The following is a 21,849-nucleotide window of genomic DNA, read 5'->3' as shown; positions in this document are numbered from 1 at the left end:
GCCGGCAGACCGTTGCCGAAACGGCAACGGCGCTGGCGCGATAAAGCGCCGGAAGGTGAGCGCTGGTGGCACGGGCGATGCGTGCTCCCGGCGCATGCACAGTGATGAAAGCACTCCCGGCACCAAGTTGGACACGGCCACCGGCGACGCCCCCGGCTTCGGCCCCGCGGCCGCCAACCGCTGGCAGTTGCAGGACGGGCACCTGAGCCTGGTCCGCACGCCGCCAGTGCCGCGCCCGCTGGCGCTTCCGGCACAGCCGGAATCGCTGGTGATCGACCTGGCTCGCACCGCCCTGGTGGTGGTCGACATGCAGAACGACTTCTGCCACCCCGAAGGCTGGTTCGGCCAAAAGGGCCTGGACGTGCAGGCCGCGCGGCGGCCCATCCCGGTGCTGCAGGCGCTGCTGCCCGCCTGGCGCCGCGCGGGCAGTCCGCTCGTCTGGTGCAACTGGGGCATCCGTGCCGATCGACGCAACCTCGGCCCCACAGTGCAGTTCAAGGGCAAGCGCACGGCCGAAGGCGTGGGCTATGGCGAGTGCTCGCCTATCGACCACGGGCCCTCGCTGGTCCAGGGCAGCTGGGGCGCGGCACTGGTCGACGAGCTCACGGCCGAGCCCGGCGACATCCTGGTGCACAAGCACCGGCTGTCGGGCTTCTGGGACAGCGAGCTCGACAGCGTGCTGCGCAACGCCGGCATCACCACCCTCCTGTTCGCCGGCATCAACACCGACCGCTGCGTGTTCTCCACGCTGCAGGACGCGGCCTTCCTGGGCTACGACTGCGTGCTGCTGGAGGACGCCTGCAGCACCTCGTCGCCCGACTACGTGACCGACGGCGTGCTCTACCTCGTGCGCCTGCTGCACGGCTTCACCGCGCGCGCCGCCGACCTTGGTGCAGCGCTTGCCGACCTTCCTTCCCAACCTGACTGAGGAGCTTCACCATGACCTCGACCCTCTCCCTTCTCGCACGCTGGACACGGCCGCTCATCGGCGCCGCCGCCCTGGCGCTGGCCGCGCTGCCCGCCGCCGCGCAGACGCCGATCAAGCTGGTGCTCAACTGGAAATACGAAGGCCCGCAGGCCTGGTTCTTCCTGGCGCAGGACCGCGGCTACTTCAAGCAGGAGGGCCTGGACGTCAGCATCGACCAGGGCGAGGGCTCGGCCGCCTCGATCCCGAAGGTGGCCGCCGGCACCTACCAGGCCGGCTTCGGCGACATGAATGCGCTGATCGACCTGGCGGCCAAGCGGCCGGCCGATGCGCCGGTGGGCGTTTACATGCTCTACAACACGCCGCCCTTCGCGGTGGTGGTGCGCAGCGACAGCCCGATCAAAAGCCCCAAGGACCTCGAAGGCAAGACCATCGGCGGCCCGGCCAACGACGGCGCGCTCAAGCTCTTCCCGGCCTTCGCCAAGCTGGCCAAGGTCGATGCCGCCAAGGTCACGATCTCGAACATGGCACCCAACCTGCGCGAGCAGATGCTGGTGCGCGGCCAGATCGACGGCGCCTTCGGCTATGTCACCACCGTGAGCTTCAGCGCCCGCGGCATGGGGCTGGACCCGGCCAAGGACCTGCGCTTCATCCGCTACGGCGACCACGGCATGGACCTCTATGCCAACACCGTGTTCTTCTCGCGCAGCTTCGTGCAGGAGAAGCCCCAGGCCGTGGCCGGCTTCGTCAAGGCCCTTAATCGCGCCATCAAGGAGGTGCTCGCCAATCCCGAGGCCGGCATCGACGCGGTGATGAAGCGCGAGCCGCTGCTCAAGCGTGAGGTCGAGAAAGAGAAGCTGCTGGCCACGCTCAGGAACGACATGAGCCATCCCGAGATCGCCCGCATCGGCCTGGGTGACGTGGACGACGAGCGACTGAAGAAGGCCATCGGCATCGTGGCCGAGGCCAACCAGCTGCCACGCCAGCCCGAGGTGGGCGAGGTCTTCGACCGCCGCTTCCTGCCGGCGCGCGCCGAGCGCCCGTCCAGCACCGTCGCGCCCTGAACACCACCGACAAAACCCTCTGAAGAAAGACGAGACCGCCATGGATCTGCAACTGCGCGACAAGGTCGCCATCATCACCGGCCCGGCCAAGGGCATGGGCGCCGCCATTACCCTGGCCTTCGCCCGAGAAGGCGCCAGGCTGGTGCTGGCCGGCCGCGACACCGCCGCCATCGAACCCGTGGCCGCGGAGGCCCGCGCCCTTGGCGTGGCGGCGCAGGTGGTGGCCTGCGACCTCACCGTCTCCAGCCAGACCGAGGCCCTGGCTACGGCGGCGCTGGCCGCCTTCGGCCGCATCGACATCCTGGTCAACGTGGCCGGCGGCTCGGGCCCCATCGGCAAGACCGGCTGGGAAACGACGACGGAAGAGTTCGACGAGATCGTGCGCCTGAACATGACCGGCTGCTTCAACACCATCCGCGCCGTCATGCCGGCGATGGTGGAGCAGCGCAGCGGCAAGATCGTCAATGTGGGCGGCACCTTCGGCCTGCGCGGGCGCGCCGGGCGCATGGCCTACTCGGCCTCCAAGTGGGGCCTGCGCGGCATCACCAAGAGCTTTGCGCTGGAGGCCGGGCCGCACAACATCAACGTCAACAACGTCGCGCCGGGCATGGTGGACGGCCCGCGTTTCCGCGAGAAGGTGTGCGCCAACATGGCCCAGCGTCTGGGCATCACGCTGGAGGAAGCCATGCAGCGCCATGCCGCCGACTACGCATTGCGGCGTGTCTCCACCGACACCGACATTGCCAACGCCTGCCTGTTCATGGCCAGCGAGGTGTCGCGGCAGATCACCGGCGCCGACCTGCCGGTGGACGGCGGCTGGGCCGCGCTGTGAGCCGGGGAGTGAGCAGCATGCGACCTGAAGTCGACCTCGTCATCCGCGGCGCGAGCGTGGTCTCGCCCGACGCCATCGTGCCCGCCAGCGTGGCCATCGCCGGCGAGCAGATCGTGGCCGTGGGCCACGACGACACCATGCCGCCGGCACGCGAAGAACTGCGGGCCGACGGCCTGTTCCTGCTGCCCGGGGCCATCGACAGCCATGTGCACTTCCGCGACCCGGGCTATCCGCACAAGGAGACCTGGCGCACCGGCTCGGCCGCCGCGGCCCTGGGCGGCGTGACCACCGTGTTCGACATGCCCAACACCTCGCCGGCCACAGGCACGGTGGAGGCGCTGCGGCTCAAGCAGATGGCGGCCGAGGCGTCGTACTGTGACTTCGGCATCCACGGCCTGCTGGGCGACGACACCATCGAGCGGCTGGAAGAACTGCTCGACGCCGGCGTCACCAGCTTCAAGGCCTTCGTCGGCAACACCTTCGGCAACCTGCCCGCGCCCACCGACGGTGCGCTGCTGGAGGGCTTCGAGACGCTGGCGCCACTGGGCATCCGCACCGTGGTGCATGCCGAGAACTCGTCGATCCTCTTCCGCCGCCAGAAGAAGATGCAGGACGCCGGCCGTATCGACGCCCTGGCGCACCTGGCGGCGCGGCCCGCCGTGGCCGAGATCGAGGCCATCGGCCGCGTGCTCACGCTGGCCGAATGGACCGGCGCGCGGGTGCACATCGCGCACCACAGCGCGGCGGATTCGCTCTTCCTGCTGCGCGAGGCCAAGCGCCGCGGCGTGGACGTGACGGCCGAGACCTGCCCGCAGTACCTGCTGCTCAACACCGAACACATGCGCAAGCTCGGTGGCGTGATGCGGCTGAACCCGCCCATCCGCGAGCCGCGCCACAACCAGCCGCTGTGGGACGCACTGATGGACGGCACGCTGGACATGATCGCCACCGACCATGCGCCGCATGCGCCGGAGGAGAAGACGCGCGAGAGCATCTGGGACTGCGACTGCGGCTTTCCGGGCGTGGAGACGCAGATGCCGCTGATGCTCACCGAGGTCAATCGTGGCCGCGCCACGCTGATGGACTATGTGCGCTGGAGCGCCGTGGCGCCCGCCAGGGCCTGGGGCCTGTACGGCACCAAGGGCGTGATCGCGCCCGGCGCCCATGCAGACATCGCCATCGTCGACATGGCGCGCCAGGGCGTGCTGTCGCAGAACAAGCTGCAGAGCATCAGCCGCATCTCGCCCTGGAACGGCCGGCCGGTGCAGGGCTATCCGCTGCACACGCTGCTGCGCGGCCGCTTCGTCATGCGCGAAGGCCGGCTGGTGGAAGACGCGGTGGGCTGGGGCCGCTCGGTCAAGGCGGTGCAGAAGATGCCCACGCCGCGGCCGCGCAACACCGAGCACTACAGCCGCGCCATCCTGGAGACACCCCCCGGCGTGCCGCCCACCGCAGTGCCGGCGGGCGAGGTGGACTGGAGCGCGACGTGAGCGGCGCCGTTCCCCAGCATGTGGACGCGCACGTGGTGCCCTGCCGCGGCCCCGGCGACCTGAGCGGCGTGCAGGCCCTGGTCGAGGGCGGCACGCTCGACCCGCGCCACATCGTGGCCGTGATGGGCAAGACCGAGGGCAACGGCTGCGTCAACGACCACACCCGCGACTTCGCCGCCATGGCCTGGTGCCACTACCTCGCGCCGCACCGCGGCTGCACGCCGCAGGCGGTGCATGCGCAGGTGGCGCTGGTGATGTCCGGCGGCACCGAGGGCGTGCTGTCGCCGCACTTCACCGTCTTCACCCGCCGCGCGGCATTGCCGCACGAGGTGGTCGAAGGTGAGAAGCGACTGGTGGTCGGCATCGCCCACACGCGCGACTTCGCGCCGGAGGAGATGGGACGCCAGGCGCAGATCGCCGCCACGGCCGAGGCGGTGCAGGCGGCCATGCGCGACGCCGGCATCGACAGCGCCGCCGACGTTCACTTCGTGCAGGTGAAGTGCCCGCTGCTGACGGCCGCCAAGGTGGACGACGCGCTGCGCCGGGGGCAGGACACCGTCACCCGCGACACCTACGAATCGATGGGCTATTCCCGCGCCGCCTCGGCGCTGGGCGTGGGCGTGGCCCTGGGCGAGGTCGATCCGGCGCGCGCCACCGACGCCGCCGTGCTGCACGACCTCACCCTTCATTCGGCGCGTGCCTCGGTGTCGGCCGGCATCGAGCTGGAGGGCAACGTGGTCATCGTGCTGGGCGAGGCGGTGGGCAGCGCCTCGCCGCTGCGCATCGGCCATGCGCTGATGCGCGACGCGGTCGACACGGCCGGCCTGCGCATGCTGCTGCGCGAGCACTTCGGCCTGGACCCGGAAGCCGACGCCGCCCTGATCGCGCAGCGCCTGGTCAACCTGCTGGCCAAGGCCGAGGCCAGTCCCGACGGCCGGGTGCGCGAGGCGCGCCACACCATGCTGAACGACTCGGACATCCATTCGACCCGCCATGCGCGTGCCGCCGTGGGGGCCGTGCTGGCCTCGGTGGTCGGGCGCACGGCGCTCTACGTCTCCGGTGGTGCCGAGCACCAGGGGCCGCCCGGCGGCGGCCCGGTGGCGGCGCTGGTGCGCGTGGCCTGAACGTCCTCTTTTCTGCAGGAACACCTCATGAGCCAGAGCTTCATCCAACTTTCCGACGTGATGCTGCGCTACGGCGGCGGCACCATCGCCCTGGACCACACCACGCTGGGGATCGACCGCGGCGACTTCGTCGCACTGGTGGGCCCCAGCGGCTGCGGCAAGTCGACCATCCTCAAGCTGCTGGCCGGCCTGCTGCGTCCCACCTCGGGCGCGGTGATCGCCGGCGGCCGCGAAGTGGGGTCGGCCGGTGCACGGCCCGTGGCCGCCGGGCGACCGGCGCTGCGCATCGGGCTGGCCTTCCAGAACCCGACCATGCTGCCGTGGCTGACGATCCGCGAGAACGTGATGATCCCGCTGAAGATCGTCGAGCCCTTCCGCCAGGACTACGCGCGCAAGAAGCGTGGCGAATACGCCGAGCGTGCCGACGCGCTGCTGGCCCAGGTGGGCCTGCGTGGTTTCGGCGACAAGCGGCCCTGGCAGCTGTCGGGCGGCATGCTGCAGCGCGCCTCGCTGTGCCGCGCGCTGGTGCACCAGCCCGAGCTGCTGCTGCTGGACGAGCCCTTCGGCGCCCTCGACCAGTTCACCCGCGAGGAGCTGTGGGACATCATGCAGACGCTGTGGATGACCCAGCGGCCCACGGTGCTGCTGGTGACGCACGACCTGCGCGAGTCGGCCTACCTGGCCAACCGCATCTGCGTGATGAGCGCACGGCCCGGCCGCATCCTCGAGACGCGCGACGTGGACTTCGCCCGGCCGCGCACGCTGCAGTCCAGCTACGACCCGGCCTTCGGCGCGCTGGTGCAGCAGCTGCGCATGCGCATCGCCGAGGCGCGCTGCGACGGCGATGCCACGTCTCCACCCGTGTCGGTGCCCGCACTGCAGGGGGTGGCGGCATGAACGCGCGCGTGAACATCGCGAACGCGGCCGAACCCATGTCCGCATCCGCAGTCGAACCCACAGCCCTCGCCACGCCGCGGCTGTCTCCCCTGGCGCGCCAGCGCCTGCTCTCCGCGCTGGCGCTGGTCGGCTTCTTCCTGGCCTGGGAGCTCATCTGCCTGGCCAGCGGCATTTCGGACCTGGTGCTGCCGCGGCCCAGCCAGATCGCCCGGGTGCTGATCGAGCGCATGCCGCTCCTGTGGCCGCACACGGTGCAGACGCTCTACACCACGCTGCTCGGCTTCGCGCTGGGCGTGGCCGCGGGCATCGTCATCGGCGTGGGCATCGGCTCGTCGCGGCTGGCCTACGACGTCACCTATCCGCTGCTGGTGGGCTTCTCCAGCATCCCGAAGGTGGCGGTGGTGCCGCTGTTCGTCGTGTGGTTCGGGGCCGGCACCGTGCCGGCGGTGCTGACCTCGATGGTCATCAGCATCTTTCCGGTGGTGGTCAACGTGGCCACCGGGCTGGCGAGCACCGAGCCCGAGCTGGAGGACGTGCTGCGCGTGCTGGGCGCGCGCAAGCGCGACATCCTCTGGAACGTGGGCCTGCCGCGCGCCATGCCCTATCTGTTCGCCTCGCTCAAGATCGCCATCACGCTGTCCTTCGTGGGCACGGTGCTGTCCGAGACCGTGGCCTCCAACCGCGGCATCGGCACCGTGATGATGATCGCCAGCGGCAACTTCGACGTGCCGATGGTGTTCGCCGGGCTCTTCCTGCTGGCGGCCATGGGCGTGCTGCTCTATGCGCTGTCGGCCCTGGTGGAGCGGCGCGTGACCGGCTGGTCGCAGCGCAAGACCGACCTGGCGGCGACCGGCGCCTGAGGCTCGGGTCGGTGCACCCAAGACGGTTCGGGTCAACCCACAGCCGTTCGGGCTGAGCCTGTCGAAGCCGGGGCACGCAGGTGCGCCAGCCTTTCGGCACCTCAGGGCGAACGGGTAAGCCGGTGCGGACCGGCACACGGATGCCGTTTTCTTTTCTCTTTTCCAAGGAGCTTCCATGTCCCGCCCCTTTTCCCGTCGTGCCGCCGGCTTGGCACTGTCGGCCCTGTCCATCCTGATGGCCATGGGCGCCGGGCTGGCGCCAGCACCGGCCGCCGCGCAGGCCGAGACCCCGATCAAGTTCGTGCTCGACTGGAAGCTGCAGGGCGTGCACGCCTGGTACTACCTGGCTCAGGACCGCGGCTACTTCGCCCGCGAGAAGCTGGCCGTGATCATCGACCAGGGCGACGGCTCGGCCGCCACCGTCACCAAGATCATGGCGGGTGCCTACCAGGCCGGCTTCGGCGACGTGAACGCCATCGTGCAGAACGCTACGGCCAAGCCGGGCCAGGCGCCGGTGATGGTCTACATGCTCTACAACCGCGCACCCTTCGCGCTCATTGCCAAGGCCGACGGACCCATCCGCACGCCCCAGGACCTGCAGGGCCGCACGGTCGGCACGCCGGCCGGCGGTGCCGCGGCCCGCATGTTCCCGGTGATCGCGACGCGCGCCCGCATCGATGCCGCCAAGGTCGCCTGGACCAACGTCGCGCCCAACCTGCAGGAGCAGCTGTTGCTCAAGGGCCATGTGGATGCCGCGGCCGTGTTCTCGGTCACCAGCTACATGAACCTGGTGGCCCAGGGCATCGACCCCGACAAGGACATCCGGTGGTTCCACTACGGCGACTACGGCGTGGAGCTGTATGGCAACGGCGTGATGGTGTCGCAGCAGCTGCTGCGCGAGCGGCCCGAGGCCGTGGCCGGTCTGGTGCGGGCGATCAACCATGCGGTGCGCGACACCATCGCCGACCCCGATGCCGCCATCGCGGCGCTGGTCAAGCGCGAGCCGCTGCTCAACAAGGAGCTGGAGAAGCGCCGGCTGCTCTATACGCTGAAGACCGTCATGCTCACGCCCGAGGTGGCCACGCAGGGCCTGGGCGATATCAGCGATGCCCGCTTCGCCCGCGCGTTCCTGCAGCTCAAGGAGGCCTTCGACCTGCCGCGCGTGCCCACCGCCGCCGAGGTGTTCGACCGGCGCTTCCTGCCGCCCCTGGCCGAGCGCACGGTCGCCAAGCGATGAGCGACGCCTCCCCCACCGCCATCGACTGCGCCTGGCTGCTGGGCGAGCCCGGTGCCGCGCCCGCGCAGCGCGACATGCGCATCCGGCTCGATGGCGGTGTCGTGTCCGCCATCGAGACCCTGCCTGCCCCGGTGACCGGCCGCCGCCGCATGGCGCTGCCGGCGCTGGCCAATGCGCACGACCATGCGCGCACCGTGCGCAGCGCCACCCTAGGTGCCTTCGGCCAGCCGCTCGAAAGCTGGCTGCCCTTCCTCGGCATGGTGCCGGGCATGGACCCGTACCTGTGCGCCGCGACTTCCTTCGCCCGTTCGCTGCGCAACGGCGTGGTCGACCTGATGGTGCACTACACCCGCGTGCAGGGCGGCCTGCCCTACGTCGACGAGGCCGCGGCCGTGGGACGTGCCGCGCGCGACGTGGGCGTGCGCATCGGCTTCGCCGTGGCCCTGCGCGACCGCCACGGGTTGGGTTATGCGGATGACGCGACGGTGCTGGCCGCGCTGCGCCCGGCGATCCGTGCCGACATCGCCCGCCGGCTGTCCGCGCCTTCGGTGGCACCCGCGCAGCAGCTCGCGCTGGTGGAAGAAGTGGCGCAGCGCTTCGCGGCCGAGGGCCTAAACGCGCACACGGACCTGCAGTACGGCCCCACCGGCGTGCAGTGGTGCAGCACGCCGCTGCTCGAAGCCATCGCCCAGGCCTCGGCAGAGACCGGCCGGCGCGTGCACATGCACTTGCTGGAGACGCAGTACCAGCGTGCCTGGGCCGATGCCGCGCATCCGGGCGGCATCGTGCGCTTCCTGGACGACATCGGCCTGCTCGGCCCGCGGCTCACGCTGGCGCATTGCACCTGGGCGCGGCCGGAGGAGCTGGCCCTGATCGCCGAGCGCGGCGCGACCATCGCGGTCAACACCAGCTCCAACCTGGGCCTGAAGTCGGGCATCGCCCCGCTCGCGCAGATGCTGGCGCAGGGCTGCCGCGTGGCCATGGGGCTGGACGGCATGGCCTTCGACGAGGACGACGACGCCCTGCGCGAGGCGCGCCTGGCCTATGCGCTGCACCGCGGCTGGGGCTACGACACCACGATGACGCCGGCGCAGCTGTGGCGCTTCGCCTCGCGCGGGCGCATCGCGCCGGGCGAGCGCGCGGACCTCGTGCTGCTCGACTGGGACGCGCTGGACGACGATGCCCTGTTCGACGACGTCGACCCGCTGGACCTGCTGCTCGCGCGCGGCACGGGCCGGCATGTGCACACCGTCATCGCCGGGGGCCGCACGGTGGTGGCGGCGGGGCGCGTCCTGGGCGTGGACGAGGTGGCCCTGCACGTCGAGCTGCGCGAGCGCATGCGCTCGGCCCTGGTCGCCGACACTCGCCATGCCGGCTGGCGGCGGACGGTCCAGGCCTTCGCCGAAGACATGGCACCCTTCTGCCGCGACGGCCGCTTCCTGGGCGGCTGCTGCTGACCCTTCCTCCTTTTCCAGAATCCTTCTTCATGACCCGTATCCGAATGCAGGCCGCCGGCTTCGACTTCGTCGCCGAGACCCATCCCGACGCACCGCAGACCGTGGCCGCCTTCCTTCAGCTGCTGCCCTACCGGCAGAAGCTCATCCACGTGCGCTGGAGCGGCGAAGGCTGCTGGGTGCCCCTGGGCGAGTTCCGGCTGACCCATGACGGCGCGCCGGTGGGCTTCGAGAACCACACCAGCCATCCGTCGCGCGGCGACGTGCTGTTCTACCCCGGCGGCTACAGCGAGACCGAGATCATCCTGGCCTATGGCGCCTGCAGCTTCGCCAGCCGCATGGGCACGCTGGCCGGCAACCACTTCCTGACGATCGTCGAAGGCCGCGAGCACCTGCCCGAGCTGGGCCGCCGCGTGCTGTGGGAAGGCGCGCAGGACGTGGTGTTCAGCCTGGCCTGAGCGCCTCCCCGCCCGCCGAGTCCTGGAACGAGGCGGCGCCCGCCGCCGCGTCAGCGCCGCCGGCCCAGCGCCTGCTGCATGGCCTGCACCTGCGCGTGCGCGGCGCGCACCACCTGGGCGGCCTCGCCGCGCTCCAGGACCTCGTCCAGGTCGATGCCGCAGTCCGCCGGGTCGCGCGAGAACTCCTCGAAGGGCGACTGCGTCTGCGCCATCAGGTTGGCCAGTTGCAGCACGTCGCCCAGCGTCTCGGGCGGTGCCATCACATAGCCGCGCCAGAGCGTTTCCACGGCCTCGCCCAACTCGTTGGGCACGCGCAGTGCGGCCAGCAGGCGCCGCGTGCCGACGGCGAGCACGGCGTCGCTGCGCTGGGGCGCGGCCTCGGTGCCGGTCCACAGATGAGCCGCCAGGTCGATGCCGATGGCCTGTACCCGCGAACGCGCCTTGGCCAGGACATAAAAGCCGGCGATGTCGTGCAGCATGCCGGCGAAGAGCGCGGTCTCGGGGCTCACCGTGGTGAAGCGCCGGGCCAGCACCGCGGCCAATGCCGCCACCTCGGTGCTGTGCGCCCACAGGCGGTCCACCAGCGGCGCATTGATGGCGGCGGCCTGGTCGGCCAACTGGGCGGTGACCAGCGACGAGGCCACCGCTCTCAGCATCTTCAGACCCAGCAGGTTGAGCGCCTCGTGCGCATTGGTCACCGTGCGCCCCGAGCGCCCATATGCGGCGCTGTTGGCCATCGCCACCAGCTTGGCCGAAACCAGCGGTTCGCTTCGCACCAGTTTCACCAGGTCGTCCAGGGTGCTGTCTTCGCGGCTGGCGCGATCGATCAGCTGAATCAGCCCCGTGGAGGAGGTGAGGAAAGTCAGGGGCTCGTTCTCGAGGCCGCTGAACAGCGACTCCTGCATCGCATGGCGGCTCGTCAGTTCCAGTCGCATGGGGGTCTCCTCGAAGCGCGGGCACAGGACCGGCCCGTCGCGTGCCAGCGCTAAAGCGTGAAGTCGTAATCGATGGTGATCGGCGCGTGGTCGCTGAACTTGATGGTCTTGAAGATGTGCTCGCTGCGCGCGAGCTGCGCCATGGCCGGCGTGGCCAGGTGGTAGTCCAGCCGCCAGCCCACGTTCTTGGCATAGGCCTGGCCGCGGTTGCTCCACCAGGTGTAGCAGGCGTCGGTGGTGTCGGGCTGCAGGTGGCGGTACACGTCCACCAGGCCCGCGCCCTCGGCGCCGGCGTCGAGCAGGCGGGTCATCCAGGCGCGCTCCTCGGGCAGGAAGCCGCTGTTCTTGAGGTTGCCCTTCCAGTTCTTCAGGTCGGCTTCCTTGTGGGCGATGTTGATGTCGCCGCAGAGGATGAATTCGCGGGTGCGCTTCAGTTCCACGAGATAGGGCATGAAGCCTTCGAGGAAGCGGAACTTGGCCGCCTGCCGCTCCTCGCCCGAGCTGCCGCTCGGGAAGTAGCAGCTGATGATCGACAGCTTGCGCGCCGGCGTGTCGAAGCGCAGCTCCAGGTAGCGGCCCTCGGCGTCGAACTCGGTGTTGCCCCAGCCGATCACGATGTCGGTGGGCTCGTGCTTCGTGTAGATGGCGGTGCCGGCGTAGCCCTTCTTCTCGGCGAAGTGGAAGTGGCCGTTCAGGCCCGCCATTTTTTCGAAGCGGCCCTGCACGTCGCTGGCCTGGACGCGGATCTCCTGCATGCAAATACAATCCGGCGCCGCTTCGGCCACCCAGTCGGCGACCCCTTTTGTCGAGGCGGAACGCAGGCCGTTGAGGTTGAGGCTGGTGAGTTTGAACACGTTTCTTCGAGGAATCCGGATGGCAGTGGACGAGAAGCAGCAGCACCAGAACGCGCGCTTGGCGCAGGACTTCGTGGCGTTCGCGATCGAGGCTGGCGTGCTGCGCTTCGGCGAGTTCAAGACCAAGGCCGGGCGGCTGAGTCCCTACTTCTTCAACGCGGGCCTGTTCAACGACGGCGCCCGCATCGCGCGGCTCGCGGAATTCTATGCAGCGCGCCTGATCGACTCCGGCCTGGAGTTCGACATGATCTTCGGCCCCGCCTACAAGGGCATCCCGCTGGGTGCGACGGTGGCGGCCGAGCTGGCGCGCCGCGGACGCAACGTGCCCTTCGCCTACAACCGCAAGGAAGCCAAGGACCACGGCGAGGGCGGCTCCCTGGTGGGCGCACCGTTGGCCGGCCGCGTGCTGATCGTGGACGACGTCATGTCCGCCGGTACTGCGGTGCGTGAGTCCATCGCCACCATCCGCGCCGCCGGTGCCACGCCGCATGCCGTGGCCATCGCGCTGGACCGCCAGGAGCAGGCCACCGAGAACGGCCAGGACGTGCCCCACAGCGCCGTGCAGTACGTGCGCGATCAGCTGGGCATGGCCGTGGTGGCCATCGCCACGCTCGACGACCTGCTGGCCTATCTGGACCAGCGCGCCGGTGCCGAGCTGCGCGCCCACCGCGCCAGCGTACAGGCCTACCGCGAGCGCTACGGTGCCTGAGGCCCGTCGCGCGGTCATCTTCCAGGTTCCGCACCCGCGTGCCCTGGCATCGCTGTGCGCGATGCCGGCCGTGTTTGCCGCCGCGCTGGGCGGACCGGCCACCGCCCTGGCGCAGCAACCGGGCAGCGCCACGACCCAGGGCAGCATCTACACCTGCACCGATGCGCGGGGGCGGCACTTGACCTCCGACCGCTACATCGCCGAATGTGCCGACCGCCTGCAGCTGGAGCTGTCGCCCAACGGCACCGTGCGGCGGCGCATCGAGCCGGCGCTTTCGCCGCAGCAGCAGGCCGAGCGCGAGCAGCGTCGCCGGGAGGAGGAGCGGGCCGAGGCCCAGCGCCGCGACGAGCGGCGGCGTGATCTGGCCCTCTTGGCGCGCTATCCCGATGCCGCGGCCCACGATCGCCGCCGCGCCGAGGCGCTCGCGCAGGCCGAAGCCGAGATCGTGACGGCGCGCAAGCGCTTGGCCGAACTGGCCGAGGCGCGCCGCAAGCTGGACGGCGAGCTCGAGTTCTACAGCAAGGACCCGGCCCGCGTTCCCGCTGCGCTGAAGACACGGATCAGCGAGAACGGTGCGGCCGTGACGCTGCAGGAGCGCCTGCTGCGCGAGCAGCAGGACGAGAAGCAGCGCATCGACGCCCGCTTCGACGAGGAGCGCCAGCGCCTGGACCGGCTCTGGGCGCCTAGCCGCCCAGCCGCGCCTTCAGCAGCGCGTTGACCTGGGCCGGATTGGCCTTGCCCTTGCTCTCCTTCATGACCTGGCCGACCAGGGCATTGAAGGCCTTTTCCTTGCCGGCGCGGTATTCGGCGATGTTCTTTTCGTTCTTGGCGAGCACGTCGTCGACGATCTTCTCCAGCGCGCCGGTGTCGTTCATCTGCTTGAGGCCCTTGGCCTCGATGAGGGCGTCGACCGACTCGCCTTCACCACTCCACAGCGCGTCGAAGACCTGACGGGCGGCGTTGTTGGAGATGGTGCCGTCGCCGATGCGGCCGATCAGCTGGGCCAGTTGCAATGGCGTGACCGGCGCGGCATCGATGGCGATCTCCTGCGTGTTCAGGCGCTTGGCGATCTCGCCCGACAGCCAGTTGCTGGCCAGCTTGGGCGCGGCGCCTGCGGCCACCGCGGCGTCGAAATAGGCGGCATGCGCCGGGCTCTGCGTGAGCTGCGTCGCGTCGTAATCGGTCAGGCCGAAGTCGCGCACATACCGCTCGGCCATGGCGCGCGGCAGCTCGGGCATCTGCGCGTTCACCGCATCGACCCAGTCGCGGCCGATCACCAGCGGCGGCAGGTCGGGGTCGGGGAAGTAGCGGTAGTCGGCCGCGTCTTCCTTGGTGCGCATGGCGCGCGTCTCGCCCGTGTCGGGGTCGAACAGCACCGTGGCCTGCTGGATGGCGTGACCGTCCTCGATCTGCTCGATCTGCCAGCGGATCTCGAAGTCGATCGCCTGCTGCATGAAGCGGAAGCTGTTGAGGTTCTTGATCTCGCGGCGCGTGCCCAGCGGCTGGCCCGGCCGACGCACCGACACGTTGGCGTCGCAGCGGAAGGACCCTTCCTGCATGTTGCCGTCGCAGATGCCGATCCAGGTGACGATCTTGTGCAGCTCGCGCGCATAGGCCACGGCCTCGGCGCTGGAGCGGATGTCGGGCTCGGTCACGATTTCCAGCAGCGGCGTGCCGGCGCGGTTGAGGTCGATGCCCGACTGGCCGACGAAGTCCTCGTGCAGCGACTTGCCGGCGTCTTCCTCCAGGTGGGCGCGCACCAGGCGCACGGTCTTGAGTTCCTCGCCCAGCCAGAAGCTGACCGAGCCGCCCTGCACGACCGGAATCTCGTACTGGCTGATCTGGTAGCCCTTGGGCAGGTCGGGATAGAAGTAGTTCTTGCGCGCGAAGATGCTGCGCGGCGCGATGGTGCTGCCCAGGGCCAGGCCCAGGCGGATGGCGCGCTCGACGGCGCCGCGGTTCATCACCGGCAACGTGCCGGGCAGCGCCAGGTCCACCGCGCAGGCCTGCGTGTTGGGCTCGGCGCCGAAGGCCGTGGGCGCGCGGCTGAAGATCTTGCTTTGCGTGGAGAGCTGGGCATGCGTCTCGAAGCCGATGACGACTTCATAGCCCTGCACCAGCGGGCCGGTGGGGCGGCCCTCCTGGGCGGCGGCGAAGGTGTTGGTCTCGGTGCTCATGCTCAAAAGCCCTCCGGCGTGCGCTGGTGCCAGTCGGTGGCCTGCTGGAAGCGGTGGGCGGCGTTCAGCAGCCGGCCTTCGGCGAAGTAGTTGCCGATCAGCTGCAGGCCCACGGGCATGCCGCCGTCGAATCCGCAGGGCAGGGAGAGGCCCGGCAGGCCGGCCAGCGAGCCGGGCAGGGTGAAGATGTCGGCCAGGTAGTCGGCGACGGGGTCGTCGCTGTGCGCGCCGAGGGCCCAGGCCACGGTGGGCGCGGCGGGGCCGGCGATCAGGTCGCAGTCGCGGAAGGCGGCCTGGAAGTCGTCCGCGATCATGCGGCGCACCTTCTGCGCCTGCAGGTAGTAGGCGTCGTAGTAGCCGTGGGAGAGCACGTAGGTGCCAATCATGATGCGGCGCTTGACCTCGTCGCCGAAGCCTTCGGCACGGGTCTTCATGTACATCTCGGCCAGGTCCTTGTACTGGCTGGCCCGGTGGCCGAACTTCACGCCATCGAAGCGGCTCAAGTTGGAGCTGGCCTCGGCCGCGGCAATGATGTAGTAGACGGGAATGGCCAGTTCGGTGCGCGGCAGGCTCACTTCGACGCGCTTCGCACCGAGCTTTTCGTACTCGGCCAGTGCGGCCTCGATGGCGGCGCGCACGCCTGGCGCCACGCCCTCGCCCAGGAACTCTTTCGGCACTCCGATGCGCAGGCCGTCGAGTGAGCCGGTCAGGCCCTGCGCGAAGTCTTCGGCGGGCCGGTCGAGCGAAGTGGAGTCGCGGTCGGGGTCGGGCCCGCACATGGCCGACAGCAGCAGGGCGCAGTCCTCGGCCGAGCGGGCCATGGGGCCGGCCTGGTCCAGGCTGGAGGCGAAGGCGATCATGCCGTAGCGGCTGGCGCGGCCGTAGGTGGGCTTGATGCCGGTGATGCCGCAGAAGCTGGCCGGCTGGCGGATCGAGCCGCCGGTGTCGGTGCCGGTGGCGGCGGGCGCCAGGCCCGCGGCCACGGCCACGGCGCTGCCGCCGGAGGAGCCGCCGGGTACGCGCGAGGTGTCCCAGGGGTTGCGCACGGGCACGGGCTGGTCGGCGCCGACCGCTGGCACCGCCACGTTCTGGTTCGAAGAGCCCATGGCGAATTCGTCGCAGCTGAGCTTGCCCAGCGTGACCATGCCGGCCTCGCGCAGCTTGCGCACCACGGTGGCGTCGAAGGGCGACTGGTAGCCGGCCAGCATGCGCGAGCCGGCGGTGCTGGGCCAGCCGGTGGTCACGAAGATGTCCTTGTGCGCGACGGGAACGCCGGCCAGCGGGCCGACGCTGCCGGCGGCCAGGGCAGCGTCGGTGGCGCGAGCCTGGGCGAGCGTGGCGGCTTCGTCGACCGCCACGAAGGCGCCCAGGTCCTGGCGGGCGGCCATGCGGCCCAGGAAGTGCTGGGCGGTCTCCACGGCCGAGACTTCACGCCCAGCCAGGGCGCGGGCCAGTTGGGCCACACCACGGTGGTGCAGATCGGTCGCGCTCATTCGATCACCTTCGGCACGAGGAACAGGCCGTTCTCGACGGCGGGGGCGCTCTTCTGGTTGGCCTCGCGCTGGTTGGGCTCGGTGGCGGCGTCCTCGCGCAGGCGAAGGACGATGTCCTCGATGGCGGAGACCGGGTGCGACAGCGGCTCGACCCCGGTGGTGTCCACGGCGCGCATGCGCTCGACGAGGTCGAAGAAACCGTTGATCTGGCCGCGCAGGCGTTCGCTTTCGTCGGGCGCCAGCGCCAGCCGCGCCAGCGACGCGATGCGCGCGGTATCGGTGGTGGAGAGAGACATCGGAAAAACCCAGAGAGCAGGCGCCCCGTTTGCGTGCAGAAGGGCCTGCAAGTAGGGAAAGCGCCAGGGGGAATCGGGTATTATCCCGCCTTTGCCGCAACTGCCGCCAATGTGCCGGCACGGCCGCCACGGCGAGCGGCAAAGCCACCCAACTTCTCCCTTTTCTCTCTTCACCTCAGGGGCGACGCCGGTCCGAAGCGCCCGCCGTGCCCCTCCGCAAGGACATCGCCCATGTTTGGAGCATTCCGTCGGTATTTCTCGACCGACCTCGCGATCGACCTCGGCACCGCCAACACCCTGATCTTCGCCCGCAACAAGGGCATCGTGCTGGACGAGCCCTCGGTCGTCGCCATCCGCCACGAGGGTGGTCCGCACGGCAAGAAGGTCATCCAGGCGGTGGGCGCCGAGGCCAAGGCCATGCTGGGCAAGGTGCCCGGCAACATCGAGGCCATCCGCCCGATGAAGGACGGCGTGATCGCCGACTTCGTGATCACCGAGCAGATGATCAAGCAGTTCATCAAGATGGTGCACCCGCGCACGCTGCTCACGCCCAGCCCGCGCATCATCATCTGCGTGCCCTGCGGCTCCACCCAGGTCGAGCGCCGCGCCATCAAGGACGCCGCCGAGGCCGCAGGCGCCACCTCGGTCTACCTGATCGAGGAACCCATGGCGGCGGCCATCGGCGCCGGCCTGCCGGTGTCCGAGGCCAGCGGCTCCATGGTGGTCGACATCGGCGGCGGCACCACCGAGGTGGGCGTGATCTCGCTGGGCGGCATGGTCTACAAGGGCTCCGTGCGCGTGGGCGGCGACCGCTTCGACGAGGCCATCATCAACTACATCCGCCGCAACTACGGCATGCTGATCGGCGAGCCCACGGCCGAGGTCATCAAGAAGACCATCGGCTCGGCCTTCCCCGGCTCCGAGGTCAAGGAGATGGAGGTCAAGGGCCGCAACCTCTCCGAAGGCGTGCCGCGCAGCTTCACCATCAGCTCCAACGAGGTGCTGGAGGCGCTGACCGATCCGCTCAACAACATCGTCTCGGCCGTCAAGAACGCGCTGGAGCAGACGCCGCCTGAACTGGGCGCCGACATCGCCGAGCGCGGCATGATGCTCACCGGCGGCGGCGCGCTGCTGCGCGACCTGGACCGCCTGCTGGCCGAAGAGACCGGCCTGCCCGTGCTGGTGGCCGAAGACCCGCTGACCTGCGTGGTGCGCGGCTGCGGCATCGCCCTGGAGCGCATGGACCGCCTGGGCAGCATCTTCACCAGCGAGTAAGCCGCCGCCGCTGTCCGCAGGCCGGCCCCGTTCCACGGGCCGGCCTTTTTGCCATATAGACGCCGCCTCTTCCCGCCAGGTCCGACCCCATGCCGCTCGGCACGCTCGACCGCTCCGCCCCGCCCCTGTTCAACCAGGGGCCGTCGGCGTTGTCGCGCTTCGTCTTCTGCAGCGCGCTGGCCGTGTTCCTGATGGTGGCCGATGCGCGCTTCGACGTGGTGGCGCCGGTGCGAACGGCGGTGGGCACGCTGCTGTTTCCGCTGCAGTGGGCGGTGCTCAAGCCGGTGCAGTGGGTGTCGGCCACCAACCGGCAGTTCGAGGACCTGGCCACCGCCCAGCGCAACGAGGCCGATGCGCGGCGCCGGCTGGTGCTGCAGTCCGAGCGCGCCAGCCAGGCCGACGCGCTCGCGCGCGAGAACGCCCGCCTGCGCACGCTGCTGGAGTTGCGGCAGAACGCACCCACGCCCGGCCGCGCTGCCGAGGTGCTGTACGACGCTGCCGACCCGTACACCCGCAAGGTCGTCATCGACCAGGGCCAGGTGCATGGGATCGCCGCGGGTTCGCCGGTGATCGACGAGCAGGGCGTGCTGGGCCAGGTGACGCGGGTGATGGCCTTTTCCAGCGAGGTGACCCTGGTGATCGACCGGGACCTGTCCATCCCCGTGCAGAACACGCGCACCGGTGCGCGCAGCGTGGCCTTCGGCGATGCCGGCCCGCACAGCGCCGGCATGGAGCTGCGCTTCACCGCCGCCAATGCCGATGTGCGCGAAGGCGACCTGCTCTCCACCAGTGGCGTGGACGGCGTCTACCCCGCGGGCCTGCCGGTGGCGCGCGTGGACCGCATCGACCGCCGGGCAGACACCGCCTTCGCGCGCATCCACTGCGTGCCGCTGGCCCGCGTCGGCGCGGCGCGCTACGTGATGGTGCTCACGCCGGTGGGCGAGGCGCCGCCCGTGGTCCGGCCCAGCCCTGCCGCCGGGCCGGCCGATGCGCGCAAGCCCGAGCGGCCGGGTCGCAAGAACGACACGCCGGCCTCGGCCATGCCCGCGCCGGCCAATCGGCCCGGTACGCCCGCCGCATCTGTGGCGCCGACGGCGTCTGCGGCGCCCCGCGTCGCGTCGCCCGCGCCTGCCCAGGCGCCGCAAGCGTCCACCAACCGCGCGCCGGCAACCGGAGGGGCGGCGCCATGATCATGCGCCCCGGCCAGGAGCAGCTGCTGCTGCCCGTGCGACCCCTCTTCATCTGGGGCAGCCTGTTCGTCGCGCTGCTGCTGAACATGCTGCCGCTGGGACGGCTGCCGTGGATGCCCGACCTGCTGGCGGTGGTCCTCGTGTTCTGGGGCGTGCACCAGCCCGCCCGCATTGGACTGGGGGCGGCCTTCGTCTTCGGCCTGGCCATGGATGTGCACGAGTCCTCCCTGCTCGGCCAGCATGCGCTGTCCTATGCCACGCTCAGCTTCTTCGCCATCACCATCCATCGGCGCCTGCTCTGGTATCGGCTTTCGGCCCAGGCGTTGCAGCTGGTGCCGCTCTTCGCGCTGTCGCGGCTGATCGAGCTGGGCATCCGGCTGGTCGGCGGCGGCATCTTCCCGGGCTGGATCACCCTGCTGGGTGCGGCCATCGAGTCGATGCTGTGGCCGCTGGCCACCTGGCTGCTGCTGATTCCGCAGCGCCGGCCGCCGGAGCAGGACGAGAACCGCCCTCTGTGAGTGCGGGTCTTGCTATGCATGCCCTCGCTGTCGTCCTAAGCTTCGCGCGCCCGTCCGACCCGACCCTGCCATGACCGAGATCCGAAACGTCGCCGCCGACCTCGCGCGCTTCAAGCGCCGGGTGCTGGTGATCGGTCTGGTGGTGCTGACGGCGTTCGTCCTGCTGGGCCTGCGCCTGTTCCATCTGCAGGTCACGCGCCACGAGGAACTGGCCGAGCGTGCCGAGAGCAACCGCACGGCCGTGGTGCCGGTGGTGCCCAACCGCGGGCTGATCCTGGACCGCAACGGTGTGATCCTGGCCTCCAACTACTCGGCCTACACGCTGGAGATCACGCCCTCCAAGGCCGGCGACCTGGAGCAGACCATCGACGCGCTGGGCCAGATCGTCGAGATCCAGCCGCGCGACCGCCGCCGCTTCAAGCGCCTGCGCGAGGACTCGCGCAGCTTCGACTCCATTCCGATCCGCACCCGCCTGACCGACGAGGAGGTGGCCCGTTTCGCGGCCCAGCGCTACCGCTTTCCGGGCGTGGAGATCAAGGCGCGGCTCTTCCGCAGCTACCCGATGGGCGATCTGGCCAGCCATGTGCTGGGCTACATCGGCCGCATCAACCAGCGCGAGAAGGCTGCCATGGAAGACTGGCCTGAAGAGGACCAGGCCAACTACAAGGGCACCGACTACATCGGCAAGCTGGGCATCGAGCAGAGCTACGAGAAGGTGCTGCACGGCCAGACCGGCGTCGAGCAGATGGAGACCTCCGCGGGCGGCCGCGCGGTGCGGCGCCTGGCCAGCCATCCGGCCACGCCCGGCAACACCGTCATGCTGTCGCTGGACATCAAGCTGCAGAAGCTGGTGGAGGACATGTTCGGTGACCGCCGTGGTGCGCTGGTGGCGCTCGATCCGCGCAACGGCGAGGTGCTGGCCTTCGTCAGCAAGCCCACCTTCAATCCCAACCTTTTCGTTGAAGGCATCGACAGCGAGAGCTGGGCGGCGCTCAATGAATCGATCGACAAGCCGCTGCTCAACCGGGCGCTGCGCGGCACCTATCCGCCCGGCTCGACCTACAAGCCCTTCATGGCGCTGGGCGCGCTCGAACTCGGCAAGCGCTCGCCGACCATGGTGATGAACGATCCCGGCTACTACACCTATGGTGGCCACACCTTCCGCAGCCACGAGGGTGGCCTGGGCGGCGTGGACATGGTGCGGGCCATCCAGTTCTCCAGCAACACGTACTTCTATTCGCTGGCGGTCGACATGGGCGTGGACACCATCCACGACTTCATGAAGCCGCTCGGCTTCGGCCAGATCACCGGCATCGACCTGCCCGGTGAGGTGCGCGGCGTGTTGCCGAGCACCGAATGGAAGCGCAGCGTCAACAAGCGGCCGGAGGCCCGTCGCTGGTACTCCGGCGAGACGGTGTCGCTGGGCATCGGCCAGGGCTACAACAACTTCACCATGCTGCAACTGGCCTCCGCCGAGGCGACGCTCGCCAACGGCGGCACCAAATACCGGCCGCACCTGGTCAAGGCCATCAAGAACACCGTGACCGGTCAGGTGCAGGAAGAGATCCAGCCACCGGGCGAGAACCTCGGCTTCAAGGCGAAGAACATCGAGATCGTGCGTACGGGCCTGGTGGCGGTGAACAAGGCCGGCACGGGCACGCGCATCTTCGCCGGCGCGCCCTACACCTCGGCCGGCAAGACCGGCACCGCCCAGGCGGTGAGCCTGGGCCAGAACGTCAAGTACAACGCCAAGGCGCTGGAGGAGCACCAGCGCGACCATTCACTGTTCGCCGCCTTCGCGCCGGCCGAGAACCCGCGCATTGCGCTGGCGGTGATCGTGGAGAACGCCGGCTTCGGCGCCGCCGCGGCCGCGCCCATCGTGCGGCGGGTGTTCGACTACTGGCTGCTGGGCCAGTATCCCAACGAGCAGGACATGGCCGCGGTGCGCGCCGGCAAGGCGGCTGCACCCATCGGGCAGCCGCTGCCGGCGACGGAGGTGGCGCTGCCATCTTCGGCCGCGTCGGCTGCGACGGCGCCCTGAGGAGGGCGACGCCTGCGTGT

The 21,849-nt window shown here is 70.2% G+C and carries 21 protein-coding genes; 16 read left to right on the top strand and 5 right to left on the bottom strand.

What is annotated here, in order from left to right; translation table 11 throughout:
* Positions 1 to 127: 127 nt before the first annotated feature.
* The 10 genes from QZ772_RS19055 (at position 128) to QZ772_RS19010 (ending at position 10,341) form a co-directional block, all read left to right on the top strand.
* Positions 128 to 928, top strand: coding sequence for an isochorismatase family cysteine hydrolase (locus tag QZ772_RS19055; protein ID WP_295529504.1), 801 nt, complete (start codon positions 128 to 130; stop codon positions 926 to 928).
* A gap of 11 nt (positions 929 to 939) precedes the next feature.
* Positions 940 to 1,989, top strand: coding sequence for an ABC transporter substrate-binding protein (locus QZ772_RS19050; RefSeq protein WP_295529502.1), 1,050 nt, complete (start codon positions 940 to 942; stop codon positions 1,987 to 1,989).
* Positions 1,990 to 2,029: 40 nt separating this feature from the next.
* Positions 2,030 to 2,821, top strand: coding sequence for an SDR family NAD(P)-dependent oxidoreductase (locus QZ772_RS19045; protein WP_295529500.1), 792 nt, complete (start codon positions 2,030 to 2,032; stop codon positions 2,819 to 2,821).
* A 17-nt stretch (positions 2,822 to 2,838) separates the two neighbouring features.
* The gene (pyrC, locus tag QZ772_RS19040) at positions 2,839 to 4,311 is read left to right on the top strand and encodes a dihydroorotase family protein (RefSeq protein WP_295529498.1); all 1,473 of its coding nucleotides are present in this window, start codon (positions 2,839 to 2,841) and stop codon (positions 4,309 to 4,311) included.
* The gene (locus QZ772_RS19035; protein WP_295529496.1) at positions 4,308 to 5,435 is read left to right on the top strand and encodes a ring-opening amidohydrolase; all 1,128 of its coding nucleotides are present in this window, start codon (positions 4,308 to 4,310) and stop codon (positions 5,433 to 5,435) included. The genes pyrC and QZ772_RS19035 overlap by 4 nt, the downstream gene beginning before the upstream one ends.
* 27 nt (positions 5,436 to 5,462) lie before the next feature.
* Positions 5,463 to 6,332: an ABC transporter ATP-binding protein gene (locus tag QZ772_RS19030; RefSeq protein ID WP_295529493.1), complete on the top strand. Its 870-nt coding sequence runs from the start codon at positions 5,463 to 5,465 to the stop codon at positions 6,330 to 6,332.
* Positions 6,333 to 6,367: 35 nt separating this feature from the next.
* Positions 6,368 to 7,192, top strand: coding sequence for an ABC transporter permease (locus QZ772_RS19025; protein ID WP_295529491.1), 825 nt, complete (start codon positions 6,368 to 6,370; stop codon positions 7,190 to 7,192).
* A gap of 175 nt (positions 7,193 to 7,367) precedes the next feature.
* Entirely contained in the window at positions 7,368 to 8,429 is a 1,062-nt protein-coding gene (locus QZ772_RS19020; protein ID WP_295529489.1) for an ABC transporter substrate-binding protein, read from the top strand.
* On the top strand, positions 8,426 to 9,886 hold the full coding sequence (locus QZ772_RS19015; RefSeq protein ID WP_295529487.1) for an amidohydrolase family protein: 1,461 nt from the start codon (positions 8,426 to 8,428) through the stop codon (positions 9,884 to 9,886). Before QZ772_RS19020 ends, QZ772_RS19015 begins: the two co-directional genes overlap by 4 nt.
* A 29-nt stretch (positions 9,887 to 9,915) precedes the next feature.
* Positions 9,916 to 10,341 carry a DUF3830 family protein gene (locus QZ772_RS19010; RefSeq protein WP_295529485.1) on the top strand — a complete coding sequence of 142 codons (426 nt, stop codon included), beginning with the start codon at positions 9,916 to 9,918 and terminating at the stop codon, positions 10,339 to 10,341.
* 50 nt (positions 10,342 to 10,391) lie between these two features.
* On the opposite strand, the gene QZ772_RS19005 is transcribed toward QZ772_RS19010, so the two are convergent.
* Positions 10,392 to 11,276: an HDOD domain-containing protein gene (locus QZ772_RS19005; RefSeq protein WP_295529483.1), complete on the bottom strand. Its 885-nt coding sequence runs from the start codon at positions 11,274 to 11,276 to the stop codon at positions 10,392 to 10,394.
* 50 nt (positions 11,277 to 11,326) lie between these two features.
* Positions 11,327 to 12,130, bottom strand: coding sequence for an exodeoxyribonuclease III (locus tag QZ772_RS19000; protein ID WP_295529481.1), 804 nt, complete (start codon positions 12,128 to 12,130; stop codon positions 11,327 to 11,329).
* Positions 12,131 to 12,149: 19 nt separating this feature from the next.
* Here QZ772_RS19000 and pyrE point away from each other — a divergent pair, with 19 nt between their 5' ends.
* Complete coding sequence (gene pyrE / locus QZ772_RS18995) at positions 12,150 to 12,839, top strand: orotate phosphoribosyltransferase (protein WP_017757167.1); 690 nt, start codon at positions 12,150 to 12,152, stop codon at positions 12,837 to 12,839.
* On the top strand, positions 12,832 to 13,557 hold the full coding sequence (locus QZ772_RS18990) for a DUF4124 domain-containing protein (protein WP_295529479.1): 726 nt from the start codon (positions 12,832 to 12,834) through the stop codon (positions 13,555 to 13,557). Before pyrE ends, QZ772_RS18990 begins: the two co-directional genes overlap by 8 nt.
* On the opposite strand, the gene gatB is transcribed toward QZ772_RS18990, so the two are convergent.
* The 3 genes from gatB to gatC are packed head-to-tail and all read right to left on the bottom strand — an operon-like array spanning position 13,523 to position 16,805.
* The gene (gene gatB, locus QZ772_RS18985; protein ID WP_295529477.1) at positions 13,523 to 15,016 is read right to left on the bottom strand and encodes an Asp-tRNA(Asn)/Glu-tRNA(Gln) amidotransferase subunit GatB; all 1,494 of its coding nucleotides are present in this window, start codon (positions 15,014 to 15,016) and stop codon (positions 13,523 to 13,525) included. The genes QZ772_RS18990 and gatB overlap by 35 nt on opposite strands.
* 2 nt (positions 15,017 to 15,018) lie before the next feature.
* Positions 15,019 to 16,509, bottom strand: coding sequence for an Asp-tRNA(Asn)/Glu-tRNA(Gln) amidotransferase subunit GatA (gene gatA, locus QZ772_RS18980; protein WP_295529475.1), 1,491 nt, complete (start codon positions 16,507 to 16,509; stop codon positions 15,019 to 15,021).
* Positions 16,506 to 16,805: an Asp-tRNA(Asn)/Glu-tRNA(Gln) amidotransferase subunit GatC gene (gene gatC, locus QZ772_RS18975; RefSeq protein WP_058642685.1), complete on the bottom strand. Its 300-nt coding sequence runs from the start codon at positions 16,803 to 16,805 to the stop codon at positions 16,506 to 16,508. Before gatC ends, gatA begins: the two co-directional genes overlap by 4 nt.
* A gap of 231 nt (positions 16,806 to 17,036) precedes the next feature.
* Between gatC and QZ772_RS18970 the strand changes: the two genes are divergently transcribed.
* The 4 genes from QZ772_RS18970 (at position 17,037) to mrdA (ending at position 21,829) form a co-directional block, all read left to right on the top strand.
* On the top strand, positions 17,037 to 18,080 hold the full coding sequence (locus QZ772_RS18970; RefSeq protein WP_058642686.1) for a rod shape-determining protein: 1,044 nt from the start codon (positions 17,037 to 17,039) through the stop codon (positions 18,078 to 18,080).
* An 89-nt stretch (positions 18,081 to 18,169) separates the two neighbouring features.
* Entirely contained in the window at positions 18,170 to 19,270 is a 1,101-nt protein-coding gene (mreC, locus tag QZ772_RS18965; protein ID WP_366510618.1) for a rod shape-determining protein MreC, read from the top strand.
* Positions 19,267 to 19,788 (top strand): rod shape-determining protein MreD, encoded by a 522-nt coding sequence (gene mreD / locus QZ772_RS18960; RefSeq protein ID WP_295529472.1) that lies wholly within the window; start codon positions 19,267 to 19,269, stop codon positions 19,786 to 19,788. The genes mreC and mreD overlap by 4 nt, the downstream gene beginning before the upstream one ends.
* A 70-nt stretch (positions 19,789 to 19,858) precedes the next feature.
* A complete protein-coding gene (gene mrdA / locus QZ772_RS18955) occupies positions 19,859 to 21,829 on the top strand; it encodes a penicillin-binding protein 2 (RefSeq protein WP_295529470.1) in 1,971 nt (656 codons plus the stop codon).
* Positions 21,830 to 21,849: the final 20 nt, after the last annotated feature.

The sequence above is a fragment of the uncultured Pseudacidovorax sp. genome (assembly GCF_913773995.1).
Lineage (GTDB): Bacteria > Pseudomonadota > Gammaproteobacteria > Burkholderiales > Burkholderiaceae_C > Xenophilus.
This window is presented reverse-complemented; position numbering and strand designations above follow the sequence as displayed.